Origin of the sequence: Cohaesibacter intestini (assembly GCF_003324485.1) — a bacterium.
In the GTDB taxonomy this organism is placed as follows: Bacteria; Pseudomonadota; Alphaproteobacteria; order Rhizobiales; family Cohaesibacteraceae; genus Cohaesibacter; species Cohaesibacter intestini.
Genome location: NZ_QODK01000004.1, coordinates 157,897 through 175,611 on the forward strand (window position 1 = coordinate 157,897; position 17,715 = coordinate 175,611).

General features: G+C 55.5%; 16 protein-coding genes. 8 read left to right on the plus strand and 8 right to left on the minus strand.

Going from position 1 to position 17,715, the window contains the following annotated elements; genetic code table 11:
- Nucleotides 1–165: 165 nt before the first annotated feature.
- Complete coding sequence (gene pdxA / locus DSD30_RS15370; protein WP_114010607.1) at nt 166–1,167, plus strand: 4-hydroxythreonine-4-phosphate dehydrogenase PdxA; 1,002 nt, start codon at nt 166–168, stop codon at nt 1,165–1,167.
- 103 nt (nt 1,168–1,270) lie between these two features.
- On the opposite strand, the gene DSD30_RS15375 is transcribed toward pdxA, so the two are convergent.
- From DSD30_RS15375 to DSD30_RS15385, 3 genes are all read right to left on the minus strand, one after another.
- The gene (locus tag DSD30_RS15375) at nt 1,271–2,689 is read right to left on the minus strand and encodes a mannitol dehydrogenase family protein (RefSeq protein WP_198662983.1); all 1,419 of its coding nucleotides are present in this window, start codon (nt 2,687–2,689) and stop codon (nt 1,271–1,273) included.
- A 159-nt stretch (nt 2,690–2,848) separates the two neighbouring features.
- A complete protein-coding gene (locus tag DSD30_RS15380; protein WP_114010609.1) occupies nt 2,849–4,129 on the minus strand; it encodes a TRAP transporter large permease in 1,281 nt (426 codons plus the stop codon).
- A gap of 3 nt (nt 4,130–4,132) precedes the next feature.
- On the minus strand, nt 4,133–4,663 hold the full coding sequence (locus DSD30_RS15385; RefSeq protein ID WP_114010610.1) for a TRAP transporter small permease: 531 nt from the start codon (nt 4,661–4,663) through the stop codon (nt 4,133–4,135).
- On the opposite strand from DSD30_RS15385, the gene DSD30_RS21975 reads away from it, so the two are divergent.
- Nucleotides 4,662–4,784: a hypothetical protein gene (locus tag DSD30_RS21975; protein WP_280955316.1), complete on the plus strand. Its 123-nt coding sequence runs from the start codon at nt 4,662–4,664 to the stop codon at nt 4,782–4,784. The genes DSD30_RS15385 and DSD30_RS21975 overlap by 2 nt on opposite strands.
- A 52-nt stretch (nt 4,785–4,836) precedes the next feature.
- On the opposite strand, the gene DSD30_RS15390 is transcribed toward DSD30_RS21975, so the two are convergent.
- A complete protein-coding gene (locus tag DSD30_RS15390) occupies nt 4,837–5,817 on the minus strand; it encodes a C4-dicarboxylate TRAP transporter substrate-binding protein (protein ID WP_114010611.1) in 981 nt (326 codons plus the stop codon).
- A 34-nt stretch (nt 5,818–5,851) separates the two neighbouring features.
- A complete protein-coding gene (locus tag DSD30_RS15395; protein ID WP_114010844.1) occupies nt 5,852–6,547 on the minus strand; it encodes a GntR family transcriptional regulator in 696 nt (231 codons plus the stop codon).
- A 224-nt stretch (nt 6,548–6,771) separates the two neighbouring features.
- Between DSD30_RS15395 and uxuA the strand changes: the two genes are divergently transcribed.
- Nucleotides 6,772–7,971: a mannonate dehydratase gene (gene uxuA, locus DSD30_RS15400; protein WP_114010612.1), complete on the plus strand. Its 1,200-nt coding sequence runs from the start codon at nt 6,772–6,774 to the stop codon at nt 7,969–7,971.
- Between the two features lie 137 nt (nt 7,972–8,108).
- On the opposite strand, the gene choV is transcribed toward uxuA, so the two are convergent.
- The 3 genes from choV to DSD30_RS15415 all read right to left on the minus strand — a co-directional run bounded on the left by choV (nt 8,109) and on the right by DSD30_RS15415 (nt 11,038).
- On the minus strand, nt 8,109–9,146 hold the full coding sequence (choV, locus tag DSD30_RS15405; protein WP_114010613.1) for a choline ABC transporter ATP-binding protein: 1,038 nt from the start codon (nt 9,144–9,146) through the stop codon (nt 8,109–8,111).
- Entirely contained in the window at nt 9,143–9,979 is an 837-nt protein-coding gene (gene choW / locus DSD30_RS15410) for a choline ABC transporter permease subunit (RefSeq protein ID WP_114010614.1), read from the minus strand. Before choW ends, choV begins: the two co-directional genes overlap by 4 nt.
- Before the next feature lie 138 nt (nt 9,980–10,117).
- Nucleotides 10,118–11,038, minus strand: a complete 921-nt coding sequence (locus tag DSD30_RS15415; protein ID WP_114010615.1) for a choline ABC transporter substrate-binding protein — start codon at nt 11,036–11,038, stop codon at nt 10,118–10,120.
- Nucleotides 11,039–11,150: 112 nt separating this feature from the next.
- On the opposite strand from DSD30_RS15415, the gene betI reads away from it, so the two are divergent.
- From betI to DSD30_RS15440, 5 genes are all read left to right on the plus strand, one after another.
- Nucleotides 11,151–11,813 (plus strand): transcriptional regulator BetI, encoded by a 663-nt coding sequence (gene betI / locus DSD30_RS15420; RefSeq protein WP_245418498.1) that lies wholly within the window; start codon nt 11,151–11,153, stop codon nt 11,811–11,813.
- A 12-nt stretch (nt 11,814–11,825) separates the two neighbouring features.
- Nucleotides 11,826–13,280 carry a betaine-aldehyde dehydrogenase gene (gene betB, locus DSD30_RS15425; protein WP_198662999.1) on the plus strand — a complete coding sequence of 485 codons (1,455 nt, stop codon included), beginning with the start codon at nt 11,826–11,828 and terminating at the stop codon, nt 13,278–13,280.
- Nucleotides 13,280–14,935: a choline dehydrogenase gene (gene betA / locus DSD30_RS15430; RefSeq protein ID WP_114010618.1), complete on the plus strand. Its 1,656-nt coding sequence runs from the start codon at nt 13,280–13,282 to the stop codon at nt 14,933–14,935. The genes betB and betA overlap by 1 nt, the downstream gene beginning before the upstream one ends.
- 833 nt (nt 14,936–15,768) lie before the next feature.
- A complete protein-coding gene (locus DSD30_RS15435) occupies nt 15,769–16,653 on the plus strand; it encodes an AraC family transcriptional regulator (protein WP_114010619.1) in 885 nt (294 codons plus the stop codon).
- A gap of 96 nt (nt 16,654–16,749) precedes the next feature.
- Nucleotides 16,750–17,667: an ABC transporter substrate-binding protein gene (locus DSD30_RS15440; RefSeq protein WP_114010620.1), complete on the plus strand. Its 918-nt coding sequence runs from the start codon at nt 16,750–16,752 to the stop codon at nt 17,665–17,667.
- Nucleotides 17,668–17,715 lie beyond the last annotated feature (48 nt).

The window sequence follows — 17,715 nt, forward strand, 5'->3', positions numbered from 1 at the left end:
TATTTGTTACATATTGATGATATGTGAAATGTTCGCAAAAATCACTTATAAATCAATACTTTGATCTTGTTATCCCGCTTGATTTAAATAAGAAAGCAAAATATTTGCTTACATATTTACAAATATGGTGTAAATTGTTTTCACTGTCAATGCTGGAGTCTATCGATGAGTGCCTTTCCAATGCCGCTATCCAAACTGGCCATCACCATGGGCGACCCTTCGGGCGTCGGACCGGAAGTCATCCTGAAAGCCTTTCACGACCTACCTGCAGAAAAGCGGGCGCGCCTGTTGGTGATCGGGGATATGGCTGTTTTGAAACGCGCGGCTGCGGCTTGCGATTTCGAGCCTCGTTTTCATCCCTATGGGACCGATCCGGAAGAGGCGGGCGAGAGCCTTGAGGTCTATGATATCCCGCTTGAAGGACTGCCGGACCGGTTTGGCGTGCTCAGTGATCTTTGTGGTGAGGCTTGCTATCAATATATCGCCAAGGGTGTGGAATTGGCGCAGTCCGGGGCAATCAAGGGCATTGTCACCGCGCCGATCAACAAGGCTGCGCTCAATGCCGCCGGTCACCATTTTGATGGTCATACCGGCATGCTGGCGCATCTGACCCAGTCGAAGTCTTCCTTTATGCTACTTGCGGATCCCAAGCTGAAGGTCATTCATGCCTCCACCCATGTGTCGCTGCGTGATGCCATCGAACGGGCGACGCCGGAGCGGATTCTGGCGACCATTGAAGCGGGTGATCGCCATCTCAAGCGGCTTGGCTACGACAAGCCGAAGATCGGTGTTGCCGGTCTCAATCCCCATTGTGGCGAGGGTGGCCTGTTTGGCGATGAGGATGATCGCAACATCCGTCCGGGCATTGAGATGGCACAGGCCAAGGGTATCGATGTGGTTGGGCCCATTCCTGCGGACACCGCCTATTACCGCGCAGCTCAGGGCGAGTTTGATCTGATGGTTGCGCAATATCACGATCAGGGTCATATCCCGATCAAGCTGATCGCCTTTGATAGTGCGGTCAATGTCTCGCTTGGACTGCCAATCGACCGGGTTTCGGTCGATCATGGTACGGCCTTTGACATTGCGGGCAAGGGCCTTGCCAAGCATGAAAATATGATTTGCGCCATCACGTATGGCTTGCGTTTGGCGGATGCTCCCGCCTGATTGACGCAATGAGAGTTCTTCCTCCCAACTTCCGCCGCGAACTTTGGCTCGCGGCGGTTTTTTGTTTTTGGGGAGCAACAGGATTGGCGGCTTCTGCTTGCCTTTATCCAAGCGCGGCAATCGCTGCCTTGACGCCCTGTTGCCGGATCGCTTCATAGGCGTCGATCAGGCTGGACTTCAATGCTGCATTGTCCGCCAGCTTTTGGGGGAAGATGCCGGTCTTCTGCATCAGATCGCTGATAATTGCTTCGACTCCGTCTCCATTGGCAAGGATCTTGAGCTTGTCGGCCATCGGGTCTGATACCTCGATTGGCTGACCGTTCAGATCGGTGCCGCTGACATAGAGCATCCAGCCTGCCACGAGCATTGCCAGTCGTGGGAAGGGGGTGCCGTGATCGAGATGGTGGGCGATGGATTCAAGCGCGCGCTGAGGCAGTTTCTGGCTACCATCCATGGCGATCTGCCAGGTCCGGTGTCGGATCGACGGGTTGCAATAACGAGCGATCAGGATATCCGCATAATCTTCCAGATTGACGTCACCCGGAGCCTCGAGTGTTGGTGCCTGTTCCAGCACCATTAGATCACGGGCGGCTTTTTTGAAGACCGGATCTCCCATCGTGTCCGCGATGGTCTCATGGCCTGCCAGATAACCCAGATAGGCGAGGAAAGAGTGGGAGCCGTTGAGCATCCGCAGCTTCATATTCTCAAAGGGTAGCACATCCTTGGTGAAGGTTGCGCCCGCCTTGTCCCAATCCGGGCGACCAGAGACGAAATCGTCCTCGATGACCCATTGGCGGAATGGCTCGCACAAAATGCCAGCCGGATCTTCATAGCCCAGTACATCTGCGAGCATGCTGTGGCTTTCCGGTGTCATGGCAGGCACGATCCGGTCGACCATGGTGGAGGGGAAGCGGGCTTCGGCTTCAATCCATGTCGCCAGATCCGCATCAATGGCGGCGGCGAAGTCAAGCACGGCACGTTTTACCATGTGACCATTGGACGGGAGATTGTCACAGGACAGGATGGTGAAAGGCTTTTTGCCTGCCTTGCGGCGGCAGGCAAGACCGGCAGTCAGAACGCCGATTACGGTTTTGGGATTTTCAGAGTCGGCCAGATCGGCCTTGACCATGGCATTGTCGACATCCAGACCGCCGTCGGAAGCCAGCGTATAGCCTTTTTCCGTCACGGTGATCGAGACGATCTCGATCGGGTCTTCGCTAATGGCCTCGATGATGGCTTCGGGGCCGCAATCGGCCATGTGGCGATGATCGATGACAGATCCGATGACCCGGGCTTTGCGGTTGTCTGCGCCATTCTCAACGACGCTATAGAGATAGTCGCGGCTCTTCAGGGCATTGAGTGGTGCGGTCGGTCCCATCAGTTCGATTTCCCGATAGGCCCAGTTGGTGGCGCCCATCCCGATCAACTGGTCGGTATAGACGGCCTGATGGGCGCGATGGAAGGCGCCGAAGCCGATATGACACATGCGAACGGCCAAGGAAGACCGGTCGTAGTCTGGCAATGCAACATCAGGATTTGGATTTTGGGGGAAGGGGAGGCTTGTCATGGGGTGAGGCTCGCAAAAAAAAAGGGGGCGAGGAGCCAACTCGTTTGTGATGCCTGTAGACACATCAAACGGGAAATCTGCTCCTCACCTTAAGGGAGGGTTCTCAATGGGGCTCTAGCCAAAGGCCCAATTGGGTAGGAAAAGCACGATTTCTGGAACGAACAGCAGCAGCAGGACCAGACACAGGATTGCCAGCAAGAAGGGCAGGCTTTCCTTGACATATTCATCAATTGGCGTGTCGAGCAGACTGCAGACCGTGAACATGGCCACCCCGACGGGCGGTGTCATGGAGCCAAGCGTGACGATGGTCATCATCAGAATGCCGAAATGGACCGGATCGACCCCGGCACTCTTGATCACCGGCACGAAGATCGGGGTCAACAACAGCACAAGAATGGTGCTCTCGAAGAACAGGCCCGAGATCAGCAGAAAGATCAGAATGACACCAACGATTAGATGCGGCTCGGAAATCGAGCTGAGCAGGAAGCCAGCAACCGACTGAGGCACCTGCATGAAGATGATGGCAAAGCCGATCATGCCACTCATCAGAATGATCAACATGATCATGCCAATGTCGCTGAGTGCATGGCCAAAGGCCCGTTTGGCGGCCTCAAAGGTCATGATGCCATGGGCGAAACGGCCGATAGCAATGGCATAAACCACCGCGAAGGCCCCGACTTCGGACGGGGTGAAAATGCCTCCGCGGATGGAAATGATCAGCAGAACCGGAAAGAGCAGGGCCCATTTGGCGTCCCATGCTGCCACGCCGACGTCGCGCGCGGTGGGTTTCTCCGCGGCATCGATGACATAGTTGCGTTTCTTGGCGATCAGAAAGGCAGCAACCATCAGGAACAACATCATCAAGAGGCCGGGAACCACGCCTGCAAGGAACAGGCGACCAATGGAGACCTGCCCGACATAGCCATACAGGATAAGTCCGATGGATGGCGGGATGGTTGCGGTGATCAGCGAACTGAGTGCGATCACGGAGGCCGTGTATCCCTTGGTGTAGCGGTTGGCGAGCATCTGAGGCCCAAGAATACGGGCCTCCATGGCTGCATCGGCCACCGCCGAGCCGGACACACCGCCCATCAGTGTGGAGAGAAAGATCGACACCAAAGCCAGGCCACCGGACATCCAGCCAAGGGCGACCTTGGAAAAGCGGAACAACCGTTCGGTGATGTCACTCTCATTCATCAGGTGACCCGCCAGCACGAAGAAAGGCACCGCGAGAAGAGGGAAGCTCTGGGATACCGTGGCGATTTTCTGAACACCAATGGATACAGGCATCACATCGGAGGTGAGGAAGAAGACAAAGCCGGAAATGCCAATGGCGAAAGCCACCGGAGCGCCGAGGATCATCAACAGAAAGAAGATAAATGCAATCAAGGCCATGACTCAGAGCTCCGTTGATGTCTTGTCTGTCGCAGCGTCTTGGGCGGAAGATTTGCGAATGAAGATAAGCTGCTGATTTTCAGGCCCCGATCGCCAGGAGATGATCAGATTGGACAGGATTGAAATGGAGAGCAGGATCGAGCCAACGGGGACGGCAATGGTCACCCAGGCATAGGAAAGGCCGGAATCCCCGAAAATCCGCTGCCAGTTGAGCATGGTCAGGCGATATCCCTCTTTGGCCAACAGCAGCAAAAAGCCGATAAAGACCAGAGCCAACGCCGTTTCAATCAGCCTGCGTGGACCAAACGGGAAGAGGCGGACCAGATAGTCAACACCCAGATGAACACGCTCGCGCATGGCACGCGTCGCACCAATAAAACACAGCCAAATGAACAGCAATTGGGCCAGATCCACCGACCAGATCAACGGATGGCCGAAAAAGCGCATGACTGCCGCGATGAAGACCAGCACCGTGATGATGGCCAACAGGATTGCTCCCACGGCAAATTCTATTTTTCCCAGAAAACCCGGCATGACTGCCTCGCCTTTCTACGGGATCGGTGTCTTTGCTGATTTGGCACGCAATCCCGGATGGTGTTTTGAACGCGCTCCCTATGGCCACGTTATCGGGCTCGACAGGATGGCGATACTCTAACCGCCGCGAAGGAAAACTTCGCGGCGGCCGCTGGTTCAAGTCTGCGGGAGGATTATTTTGACGCCATGGCGCGAAGCGTGTCACGCAGGTCGCCATAACCCAGATCGTCATAAACCTTGGCAGTGGCGTCCTTGAATGGGGTCACGTCGACAGCGCGGACGGAGATGCCCTTGGCTGTGAGGGCTTCTTCGATGCCAGCAAGGGCATCCTGGGTGCCATAAGAGGCGATATCACCTGCCTTCAAGGCTTCGTCGCGCAGGATTTTCTGCAGATCTGCTGGCAGGCTGTCATACCAGTCAGCCGAGGTGACCATGCCGGTGATCAGGTTGATATGGCCGGTTTTGGTGACGTGGGTGATGACTTCGTCGAGTTTCGCGCCGACGATGGCCGGGAACTGGGCTTCTGCGCCATCGATCACGTTGGCGGAAAGAGCAGAATAGACTTCACCCCAAGGCATCGGGGTTGGCGTTGCGCCCATGGCAGCAATGGTGCCGGTCCAGACAGGGGCACCTGGCGTGCGCATGCGGATGCCGTTGAGGTCCGCTGGTACATTGACTTCCTTGTTGGTCAGCAGGTGGCGTTCGCCCTGCCACCAGTTGAAGCTGAGAATCTGATGGCCGGAATTGTCATGCAGTTTCTTGACCCATTCTTCAAACAAGTCAGAGGTGACGACCTTGCGGATGCCATCATAGCCGGATGCGAGGAAAGGCGCGCCAAGCACGCCGAGTTCTTTCTGGAAGACCGCAAGACGGCCGCCATCAACAATCACGGCAACAGGAGCGCCAGCACGGGCCTGTTCGAGCACGTCTTCATCAGGACCCAACTGGGAGTTCGGGAAGAGTTTGACTTCCAGACGACCCTCAGAGGCTTCCTTCATGTTGCTCTGGAAGGCTTCCAGACCTTTGTAGAGAGGATCAGACGTGGCAAGCGCCGTATTGATGCTCAGCGTGTAATCTGCAGCCATGGCTGTCGAGCCAAGCAAGCTGGCCATTGCACCTGCGAGAATGAGTGTACCAAGTGTTTTCTGTTTCATCAGGTTTCCCTCCCTGTTGATTGGTAATCGGGGGTCAGTTGCCCCCAGGCTCAAATAGTTCAGGCTTTTGTTGCGCAATTGTTGGTAGATCATTGATGATCCGCCGTAGGTGAGTGCGCATGGCCTGCTCTGCAGTTGCGCTATCACGATCGGCAATAGCGACCGTGATTGCACGATGTTGCTCGACCAGCTTTGCTATATTTTGCTGGCCAAGACTGAGATATCGAACACGATCCATCTGTGCCTTCTGGCTTTGAATAACGGCCCAGGCTCCAGCCTTTTTGGCGGCTTCGGCGAGGGTTTGATGGAACAGTTCATCGAGTTCGATGAAGGCGTCAGGATCACCTTGTTCGACTGCCTTTTGTTGTTGGGCAATCTGTCGACCAAGCGTGCGGTCGAGGCTGGCTTCATGCTCTTGAGCAACAAGTTTGACGATGTCAGCTTCAATCGCTTCACGCACGAAGCGCGCATCCATCACAGCATTGATGGAGATCTTGCGCACAAAGGATCCGCGGTTTGGCAAGACATTCAAGAGGCCGTCATTGGCAAGCTTGATGAAGGCCTCGCGAACAGGTTGTCTGGAGACGGCAAATCCGGTTGCCAGTTCGGCTTCCGACATACGGCTCCCCGGTGACAGTTGATTGCAGATAATCCGCTGTCGCAGAATCTGATGGATCTGCGGTGCCACGGGCAAGCGCAGGTCAATCTCTGTCTGTTCGAGCATATCCATCGATGTCATTAGGTCCTCCAATTGCTAACCACCATACCGGTATACCACCATACTTGTCAACCGGCGTTGGCTGTGTTACGAATCTTGTATTCATTCGAAGCCCGGCTTGGCTCCTTTTTGCATCTCTGCCTTTCTAGCCCGTTTCGAATGCACTTGCCCCCTCAAAAAGCTTGAAAGGAATTTTGACTTTTGAGGGTGCCAACAAGAAAGAGCAGGAGGCATAAATGCGTCAGACGTGGCGTTGGTTTGGTCCGCAGGACCGAGTAATGATCGAGGATATGCTGCAGGCAGGCGTAGAGGGCGTTGTCAGCGCGTTACACCACGTCCCGACCGGCGATGTCTGGACACCCGAGGAAATCGCCAGGCGCCAGCAATTGATCGCCCGTTGCTCGGATGGCTCGGCCTCCGGTCTTGCTTGGGACGTGGTGGAAAGCCTGCCGGTTTCCGAGGATATCAAGAAGCAGAAAGGCGACTGGCGCACCCATATTGCCAATTACAAGCAGAGCATGAAGCATCTGGCTGACGCCGGCATCGAGATCATCTGCTACAATTTTATGCCGGTGCTGGATTGGACGCGAACAAATCTGGCCTACCGCTTGCCAACCGGTGCGACATGCATGCGGTTTGACTTCATCGATTTCGCGGCGTTTGATCTGTTTATTCTGGAGCGCAAAGGTGCGAAGGACGATTTTCCCGAAGACGTGATCGAAGCAGCGAAAGAGCGGTTTGCCAAGCTGGACGATGCGGCAAAGATCGAATTGGCCGAATCCATTATCTTTGGCTTGCCCGGCGATGCAGAAGCCCCGTCGATGGAAAAGGTCCGGGCCAATCTGGCTGAATATGACGGGATCTCGGAAGAGCGACTGCGCTCCAACTTTGTCGACTTTCTTGAAGAAATCGCGCCACTTGCCCAGAGCCTTGGCATGCGGTTTGGATGTCATCCGGACGATCCGCCTTTTGGCTTGTTGGGGTTGCCTCGGGTCATGTCGAAGGAAGCGGATTACAAATATCTGATGGATGCGGTCGATATTCCCGCCAACGGTATCACGCTATGCTCCGGGTCTCTGGGCGCGCGGCCGGATAATGATCTGCCGGGCATGATGGAACGCCTAGGCGACAGGGTGCATTTCTTACATCTGCGCAATGTGGTGCTGGAAAGCAGTGATATCAAAGGTTCCTTCTATGAGGCCGAGCATCTGGGGGGGCATGTGGATATGGTTGCCTTGATGAAGGCTGCTCTGGCCGAGGAAGAAAGACGGCGGGCGCAGGGGCGCAAGGACTGGTCCATTCCGTTCCGTCCAGATCACGGGCTCGATATTCTCGATGATCTCAAGCGTCAGGCCCAGCCGGGCTATCCGGCGATCGGTCGCTTGAAAGGCCTTGCCGAGTTGCGTGGCATCATGGTTGCGCTGGAGCATGGCTGACCCACAGGACATTCTTTGCTGTCGCTTGGGCAAATGATTGAAAAACCCCGCACCCTTCATGATAAAGGGTGCGGGGTTTATTGGTTGTCAAGGGCATGTCTGATCCCGCCATCCGCATCTGATGGGAGGTCGGGGCGTTACCCTTCGTCGCCCAGATGACCGGCTAGGAATCTCAACACCTTGGTTGCCGTCAGCTCACCAACGATGTTGCCATGTTTGACGACACCGATCGGGTTGTCATTGTTTGCCAGTATGTCCAGCATGTCGGCCAGCAGGGTTTCTGCCGGGACGGTTTCTTCGTAGCTTTCGGCTTGCGGTTTCTTCATGGCGTCACTGGCACGCAAAATGGCGAGCGGATTCATGTGCGCGACGAAGTCCGACACATAATTATCGGCCGGTCTTGAGAAGATCTCGCGCGGCGTCCCGATCTGGGCGATGTGTCCGCCTTCCAGAATGGCGATGCGGTTGCCCAGTTTGAAGGCTTCGTCGAGATCGTGACTGACGAACAGAATGGTGCGCTTGAGAGTTTCTTGCAGGTCGAGCAATTCATCCTGCAGTCTGTTGCGGATCAGGGGGTCGAGCGCCGAAAAAGGCTCATCCATCAGCAGAATAGGCGCGTCGGTGGCAAAGGCGCGGGCAAGGCCAACGCGCTGTTGCATCCCGCCGGACAATTCGGCGACCTGACTGTCGGCCCAGTCTTCAAGTCCGACCAGCGCCAGTTGCTCGATTGCCTTTTCTCGGCGCTGTTTCTTCGGAATGCCGGACAGTTCCAGCCCCAGTGCGACATTTTCCACCACGCTCCGCCATGGCAGCAGGCCGAATTGTTGGAATACCATCGCAATTCGGTTGCTACGGATATGACGCAGTTCCCTTGGCGAAGCTGCGGTGACATTGATGATGGAGCCTCCGTCATCCACATGCACCGCACCGCGCACCACAGGATTCAATCCGTTCACTGCGCGCAGTAAGGTCGATTTGCCCGAGCCGGACAGGCCCATCAGGACAAAAATTTCACCCTGATGAACCTCAAAGGAGCAATCATGGACGCCCATGACCTGATCGGTCTGTTCCTGAATACTGTTGCGATCCAAGCCTTCGTCCATCAAGGGCAGGGCCTGCTCGGGATGGTCGCCAAACACGATCGACACATTGTCGAATTTTATTGCGGGCGTCATTGGTCACTTTTCCTATGCAGCATGCGATCGAGAATGATGGCGACAACAACGATGATGAAGCCGCTTTCAAAGCCAAGGCTGGTATTGACCTGATTGAGGGCGCGGACCACCGGTACGCCCAGTCCGTCTGCACCGACCAGCGCAGCAATAACGACCATGGAGAGGGCGAGCATGATGGTCTGGTTGAGGCCCGCCATGATCTGCGGCATGGCATGGGGAATTTCGGCCTTGAACAGGACATCCCGGTTCGAGCCACCAAAGGCGCGCACGGCCTCGACCAGACTGTCCGGGGTTGAGGAAATACCCAGTTGGGTCAGGCGAATGGGGGCGGGCAGGACGAAGACCACCGTCGAGATCAGGCCGGGCACCATGCCGATGCCGAAAAAGACAATCGCCGGGATCAGATAGACGAAGGTCGGCAAGGTCTGCATCAAGTCAAGAATGGGGCGCAGGATGGCGTAGAAATGCGGTCTGTGGGCGGCCATGATGCCAATGGGAACGCCGATGGCCATGCAGACGCTGCACGATGTTAGGACAAGGGTCAGACTCTCGGTCGTTTCCTGCCAGTATCCCTGATTGAGGATGAAGAGAAAGCCAAGACCGACCAACAGGCAGGTCTTCCAGTTGCGTTGGAAAAGCCATGTCAGAGCGACAAAAATGGCTATCACGATAAGGGGGTGGGGGGCGTTCAGCAGCCAGAGGATGGTGTCAATGATGGTTTCGAGGAAGATAGAAAGGAGATCTAGTCCCTCTTCGGCATGGGTGCGCACCCATTCAAAGATTGCGCTCGCGACATCGCCGACGGGTATTTTATGCTCATAGAGCCAGTCCACAATAGGGGTTCCTTCTTTCAGCGGGAGGATTGATTGACTGCAATGATGCGATTTCTTGCTGTGGCAAGTGCGCTGTTGCAGATCTCCGGCCGGATATGACAAGCCCCGCACGAAGCGGGGCTTGGTGATGATTTCGTATCAGAGGCCCAGAGCCGATTTGACGGCGGGCAGGGCTTCCTTGCCATCGATGGTCTTAACACCATCCAACCAGCCATCGAGAACGGCTGGATTGGCTTTGAGCCATTTTGCTGCCGCGTCTTCGGCTTTTTCGCCATCATTGAGGATTGCACCCATGATCTCGTTTTCCATGGCAAGGGAGAATTCCAGATTGGTCAGCAGTTTACCAACATTGGGGCATTCCGCAACATAGCCTGCGCGGACGTTGGTATAGACGGTCGCGCCACCAAAACTCGGGCCAAAATAGTCGTCGCCACCAGACAGGTAGGTGAGATCGAAGTTGGCATTCATCGGATGCGGTTCCCAGCCCAGAAAGACAATCGGCTTGTCGCGTTTGCTCAGACGGCCAACCTGGCTGAGCATGCCCTGCTCGGAGCTTTCACGCACCTTGAAATCCTTGAGGCCAAAGGCATCTTTTTCGATCATGTCCATGATCAGGCGGTTGCCGTCATTGCCCGGCTCGATGCCGTAGATGGCACCCTTCAGTTCATCGGAGAATTTGGCGATGGAGGCAAAATCCGTGATGCCAAGCTTTGCGCCTGCCGCATTGGTCGCGAGGGTGTATTTCGCGCCTTCAAGGTTGGCACGAACGGTCTCAACCGTTCCCTTCTCGCGGTAGGGCTTGATGTCGGCTTCCATGGTCGGCATCCAGTTGCCGAGGAAAATATCAACGTCTCCCTCCTGCAAAGAAACATAGGTCACTGGCACCGACAGGACGCGGGTGTCGGTCTTGTAACCCATCGCATTGAGAACCGTAGACGTGGCTGCAGTGGTTGCCGTGATGTCCGTCCAACCAACATCTGAGAATGTCACTGTGGAACAATCGGCAAAAGCTGAAGCAGTGGAAAGGGCAAAGATGGAGGCGGCGACAGCCAGTTTCATGGAAGGTCTCGCTTTCAATTGTGTGGATGGTGACTATTGATAGTTATTGATTGACTGGTTAATAAATAACAGGCTAGAAGAAATTTGCAACCCACTTTGCAGGATAATGGCATTGGCGAGAAAAAGCGAACAGGAACGACGGGCAGAGCTGATTGCTGCGACCATACGAGAGGTCGCCGCCGTTGGGTCGCTGGATGTGACCACCAGTCAGATTGCCAAAAGCGCAGGTGTGTCATCAGGTCTGGCTTTTCATTATTTCAAGGACAAAAACAGCCTGTTTCTGGCGGCCATGGCGCACATTCTGATGCGCTATGGTCAGGATGTGCGACGGGGACTGGCTGAAGCCCGCACGCCGCAAGAGCGCCTTGCGTCCATTGCGCGGGCCAGTTTCAACAATCGCAATTTTACCAAGGAAGCCATTCATGCCTGGCTGATCTTTTATTCGCTGGCTTTGCGATCCCCTGCCGCGCGGCGGTTGCTCTATATCTATCAAAGGCGGCTGCACAGCAATCTGGTTTACAATTTGCGCCCCCTGATCGGCGAGACTGCACCGGATGTCGCCCGACGCATTGGCGGTCTGATTGACGGTCTCTATTTGCGCTATGCGCTGGATACGTCATCAGACGACAATCAGGCGGCGTCTGAGCATGTCTTGCGGGCCATCGCGGCCGAATGCACCGAGATTCACGAAAATGAGGAAATATCCATCGATGAGGCCGACCCAAGCCCGATGGCTCCCATTGCCAACCCCCCGTTGGTCGGGGGACAGGAGTAGACTTATATGACATTGGCTTATCAGCCCAGAGCCAGCCACTTTGTGGATGGGCAATATTGTGAAGACTCCACCGGAGCTGCCATCGAGGTGGTCTATCCGGCCACCGGCGAGACCATTGCGCAGGTTCACAGCGCCACCACCGCGATTGTCGAACAGGCCATTGTTGCCGCTGAGGCCGCTCAGAAAATGTGGGCAAAACTGTCCGGCACAGAGCGGGGCCGGGTTCTGACCCGTGCCGCACAGATCCTGCGTGAGCGCAATCGCGAGTTGTCGGAAATCGAGACCCATGACACGGGCAAGCCTTTGTCGGAGACCCTTGTTGCCGATGCAGCGTCCGGTGCGGATGCGCTTGAATATTTCGGTGGCCTCGCAGGCACGTTGACCGGCGAGCATATTCCGGTTGCCGGGGGTGACTTTGTCTATACGCGCCGCGAAGCGCTTGGGGTCTGTGTCGGGATCGGTGCCTGGAACTATCCGATTCAGATTGCCTGCTGGAAGGCCGCACCGGCTTTGGCCTGCGGCAACGCGATGATCTTCAAGCCGTCCGAAGTCACCCCGCTGTCTGCCTTGAAGTTGGCCGAGATCCTGATCGAGGCCGGTGCCCCTGCTGGCCTGTTCAATGTGGTGCAAGGCTATGGGGATGTCGGCGCGGCCTTGGTGGCAGATCCGCGCATTGCCAAGGTGTCGCTGACCGGATCTGTGCCCACGGGGCAGAAGGTCTATGCCAGCGCGGCTTCGGGGCTCAAACATGCCACGATGGAGCTGGGCGGCAAATCGCCGCTGATCATTTTCGATGATGCCAATCTGGACAATGCGGTGTCCGCTGCGATCAATGGCAATTTCTATTCGACCGGTCAGATTTGTTCCAATTCGACCCGTGTCTTCGTGCACGAGTCCATCAAGGATGTGTTTCTGGCTCGCCTGTCCAAACGGATGGAATTGGCCATCATCGGCGATCCGATGGATGAGGCAACCACCATTGGGCCGATGGTCTCCGAGCGTCAACGCGCGATCACTCTGGGCTATATCGACAAAGGCCTTGAAGAAGGTGCAACCTTGGTCGCCGGTGGCAAGGCCATTGACGGGGCCGGTTATTATATCGAGCCGACGGTGTTCGCTGACGTGACCGATGAGATGACCATCGCGCGGGAAGAAATTTTCGGACCCGTCATGTCTGTTCTGTCCTTCCGGGATGAACAGGAGGTTGTCGATCGGGCGAATGCGACCGCATTCGGTCTGGCAGCAGGCGTCTTTACCAGTGATTTGACCCGGGCTCACCGCGTTGTCGAGCGGTTTGAAGCCGGGACTTGTTACATCAACACTTTTAATCTGACCCCGGTCGAGGCGCCGTTTGGTGGCGTCAAGATGTCGGGTGTCGGGCGTGAAAATTCCAAGGCCGCGATTGAGCATTATAGCCAGTTGAAGTCGGTTTATGTCTGTCTTGGTGATACGGAGGCTCCCTTTTGATGCGCGCGGATTATGTAATTATTGGGTCCGGTTCTGCCGGTAGTGCGACGGCCTATCGGCTTGCCGAAGCAGGCAAATCGGTGATCGTCATCGAACAGGGTGGCACGGATATTGGTCCCTTTATCCAGATGCCGGCTGCTCTGTCCTATCCCATGAACATGCCCATTTACGATTGGGGCTTCAAAAGCGAGCCTGAGCCCCATCTGGGTGGCCGGTCGCTTGTGACGCCTCGGGGCAAAATCATTGGTGGCACATCGTCGATCAACGGCATGGTTTATGTGCGCGGTCATGCCTGTGATTATGACGATTGGAACGAGAATGGCGCGTCTGGTTGGTCCTATGCGGATGTGCTGCCCTATTTCAAACGCATGGAGCAATGGCATTCCGGTGGCCATGGGGGGGATGCCGACTGGCGTGGCAAGGACGGCCCGCTGCATGTTTCGCGGGGGCCGCGCGACAATCCGCTGGTTTCCGCCTTTGAAGAAGCCGGTCGTCAGGCTGGCTATCAAATGACCGCGGATTACAATGGCGAGAAGCAGGAGGGCTTTGGCCCGCTTGAGGCCAATATCTGGAAAGGCACCCGTTGGTCTTGCGTCAAGGCCTATCTCAAGCCTGCGCTTCAAGGTGGTAAATGCGAGCTGGTCAAGGCTTTTGCCCAGAAAATCGTGATTGAGGATGGCAAGGCGACGGGCGTCGAAGTCCACCGGCGCGGCCAGACCGAAGTGATCCATGCCAATTGCGAGGTTATCGTCGCTGCATCCTCCATCAACTCGCCCAAGCTGTTGATGCTGTCCGGCATTGGCCCTGCGGCGGAGCTGGCGGCGCATGATATCGACATCGTTGCGGACCGGCCCGGTGTTGGCAAGAATCTTCAGGATCATCTGGAGCTTTATATCCAGCAGGCCTGTATCCAGCCGATCACCCTGTTCAAATACTGGAACCTGATTGGCAAGGCGCTGATCGGTGCGCAATGGCTGTTCACCAAAACCGGACTGGGCGCGTCGAACCAGTTTGAAAGCGGGGCTTTTGTCCGCACGGCCGCCGGGGTGAAATATCCCGACATTCAATTCCACTTCCTGCCCATCGCTGTGCGCTATGACGGGCAGGTGGCTGCCGAAGGCCATGGTTTTCAGGCGCATGTCGGGCCGATGCGGTCAAAATCCCGCGGCGAAGTCACCTTGCGCTCCGCTGACCCGCGACAGGATCCGAAAATTCTGTTCAACTACATGTCGCATGAAGAGGATTGGCGCGATTTCCGCACCTGCATTGAGTTGACCCGCGAACTGTTCGGGCAGGAGGCCTTTGCACCCTATCGCGGCAAGGAAATCCAGCCCGGTGCAGAGGTCACGTCTGAAGAGGCGCTCAATGACTTTATCCGTGAGCATGTAGAGAGTGCCTTCCATCCTTGCGGTACCTGCAAGATGGGAGCGAAAGACGATCCGATGGCGGTTGTCGACCCGGATCTCAAGGTCATTGGCGTTGAGGGACTTCGCGTCGCTGACAGCTCCATCTTCCCGCAAATCACCAATGGCAATCTCAACGCCCCATCCATCATGGTCGGCGAGAAGGCGGCCGATCATATCCTTGGCCAGATGTTGCCGCGCGATGAAAGCCAAGCCTGGATTCATCCAGATTGGCAGACCAGCCAGCGATAGTTCCACGCCCTTTCCCAAGGCGCAAAAAACACAGACGCGCCTTGGGACCTTGCCGGCCAGTCAGGCAGAAAGATGGTTCATCTTTTCACTGGACAGGCGCGATCAACAAGATCGCGGTGGTTTCTCCGCCTTCTCCTCCTTCATTTCGGGGCGTCTATAGCCCGATTACCCTTCGGCCTGATGGTTTTTTGACACTTGGTGTCAAAAGGTTGGCATTAGATGGGATGATACTTTCCATGATTGTCAGTGGGGACCATGGGCTCGTTCAGGCTCGAACTTGTGTCGACGAAAGACATCCGCTGCATCGGATAGAGGAGCTCATATCCCTATTGTGATGGGGCCCAACCCATTGAGGTGGATCACTTGTCCGCCATGTTTTTCAAGCACGTTTGGTTTTGAACAGCTATTTCCAAATTCAGCTGCGACATAATATCCTCAATGCAACGAAAAATTGGATAAGATGCATCTTGGAATGTTAAAATAGTATCGAACGCATGTCGGAAACTGCGTACGGTAAATTTGCATATCAAAGAGCGCCCAAGCTCTTTTCTGGGCAGGGTTTAACCTCAGCCTCGGTCTGATTTGGCCAAAATCTCCCGTTTTTGACGACAGTTTCTGATTTCCAATGGTTAATTATTCTTGAAAAGTTCATGTTTTATAATGGCTTGCGCGGATCGCCTATGCCAATATTCACATTGGCTGGTCAAAAAAGTATTATATAAAACTCCGTAGTGATGTGGAGTTATTGGAAATATCTGACCTATACTCGCTTACAAGACGACGATCGTTTGCACCCTTGGGAGGGGGTGGATTGGCGTTAATGGGAGGATAGGATGCAGCCAGATCTTGAGTTGGTGCATATTCGAAAAGGTGAGTCTTTTGCCGCCTGGCAGCACGGATATCCATTCCGCACTGTCCGCTGGCATTATCACCCGGAATATGAAATTCATCTCGTTGTTTCGACGTCCGGCAAATATTATGTCGGCGATCATATCGGCCAGTTCAAGCCGGGCCAGCTCGTCATGACCGGTCCCTATCTGCCGCAAAACTGGATCAGCGAGATTCCCGAAGGCAGCTTTCACCATCGCCGCAGTCAGGTCATCCAGTTCTCCGAACCCTTCATCGAAGATGCCATGGATGCCATTCCTGAAATGGCCTCTTTCCGTCCGATGCTTGAGCGGAGCCAACGTGGCCTTCTGTTCGACAACGAGACCGGCAATTCGATCGAACCTGTGCTCAGTCAACTGGTGGATGCAACGGGGATCAAGCGGATTGCCCTGTTTTGCGAGATCGTCGACACACTGCTTCGGGCGCCGGAGCCGCAAGTTCTTGCCAGCCTCAACTTCCAGCTGGAAATGGGCGGCGCTGATGATACGGGCATCAATCGGGCGATCCATTTCCTGCGGGAAAATCTGACCAAGCCGATCACCGAAGCGGATCTTGCGGACCTGACCGGGCAGAGCCAAAGCTCCTTCTCGCGGTCCTTCAAGCGCCATACGGGCATGACGCTGGTTCGCTACAAGAACCAGCTCAGGATCGATCTGGCCTGTCACATGCTGCTGTCGGACGTCGACGCTCGCATCGCTGACATTTGTTACGATGTCGGCTTTGCCAACCTGTCCAACTTCAACCGACACTTCCAAAAGCTCAAGGGGATGTCCCCGTCGGAATTCCGAACCTCTTTTGCGGCGAATAATGTGGTCCGTATGACAGGGTAGGTTTTTTAAAAACGCTTTTGATTTCAACCATGTCGCAGAATAACACTCTGCGCAAACGGGTAAGTATTGCCCACTTCACAAACGGGAGGAACCCAGATGAAGAAACTGCTTAAAACCGTATCGGTGGCCGCGCTTGGCCTGATGGCTTCGACCATGATGTCTGCTGCCGCTGACGGCAAATTGAAAATCGGCATGACATTTCAGGAAATGAACAACCCTTATTTCGTTTCCATGCATGAAGCGCTGAAAGAAGCTGCGGCTTCGCTGAATGCTGATCTGGTTGTCACCGATGCGGGTCATGATGTTGCCAAACAGCTTTCCGATGTGGAAGACATGTTGCAGCAGGATATTGATATCCTCCTTTTGAACCCGACCGACAGCGCCGGCATCGAAGCCGCTGTGACCATGGCCAAGGAAGCGGGTGCCATCGTCGTGGCAGTGGATGCCAACGCCAATGGTCCGGTTGACACCTTCGTTGGGTCCAAAAACCGCGATGCTGGCTACATGTCCTGCAAATATATGGCGGAGGCTCTGGGTGGCAAAGGGGAAGTGGCCATTCTGGATGGTATCCCGGTGGTGCCGATCCTGCAACGCGTCGAAGGCTGCAAAGCTGCTCTGGGTGAATTTGCCGATATCAAACTGGTCGATACACAGAATGGCCGCCAGGACCGTTCGGTTGCCCTTGGTGTTGTCGAAAACATGATCCAGTCCCATCCGAAACTGGCAGGGATCTTTTCCGTTAATGACGGTGGTGCCATGGGTGCGCTGGCTGCCATTCAGGGATCGGGTCGCGACATCAAGCTGACCTCGGTTGACGGTGCGCCTGAAGCCATTGACGCCATCAACAATGGCACGCCATTCATCGAAACCACCGCTCAGTTCCCACGCGATCAGATCCGCGTCGGTTTGGGCATGGCTTTGGCCCAGCTCTGGGGTGCTCGCGTTGTGCCGTCTGAAGTGCCGATCGACGTTCGTGTGATCGACGCCAAGAATGCCAAAGGCTTCAGCTGGTAATCTGGACCTCCCAAGACCACTCCCGCCGCTTCTTTGGTGGGGGTGGTT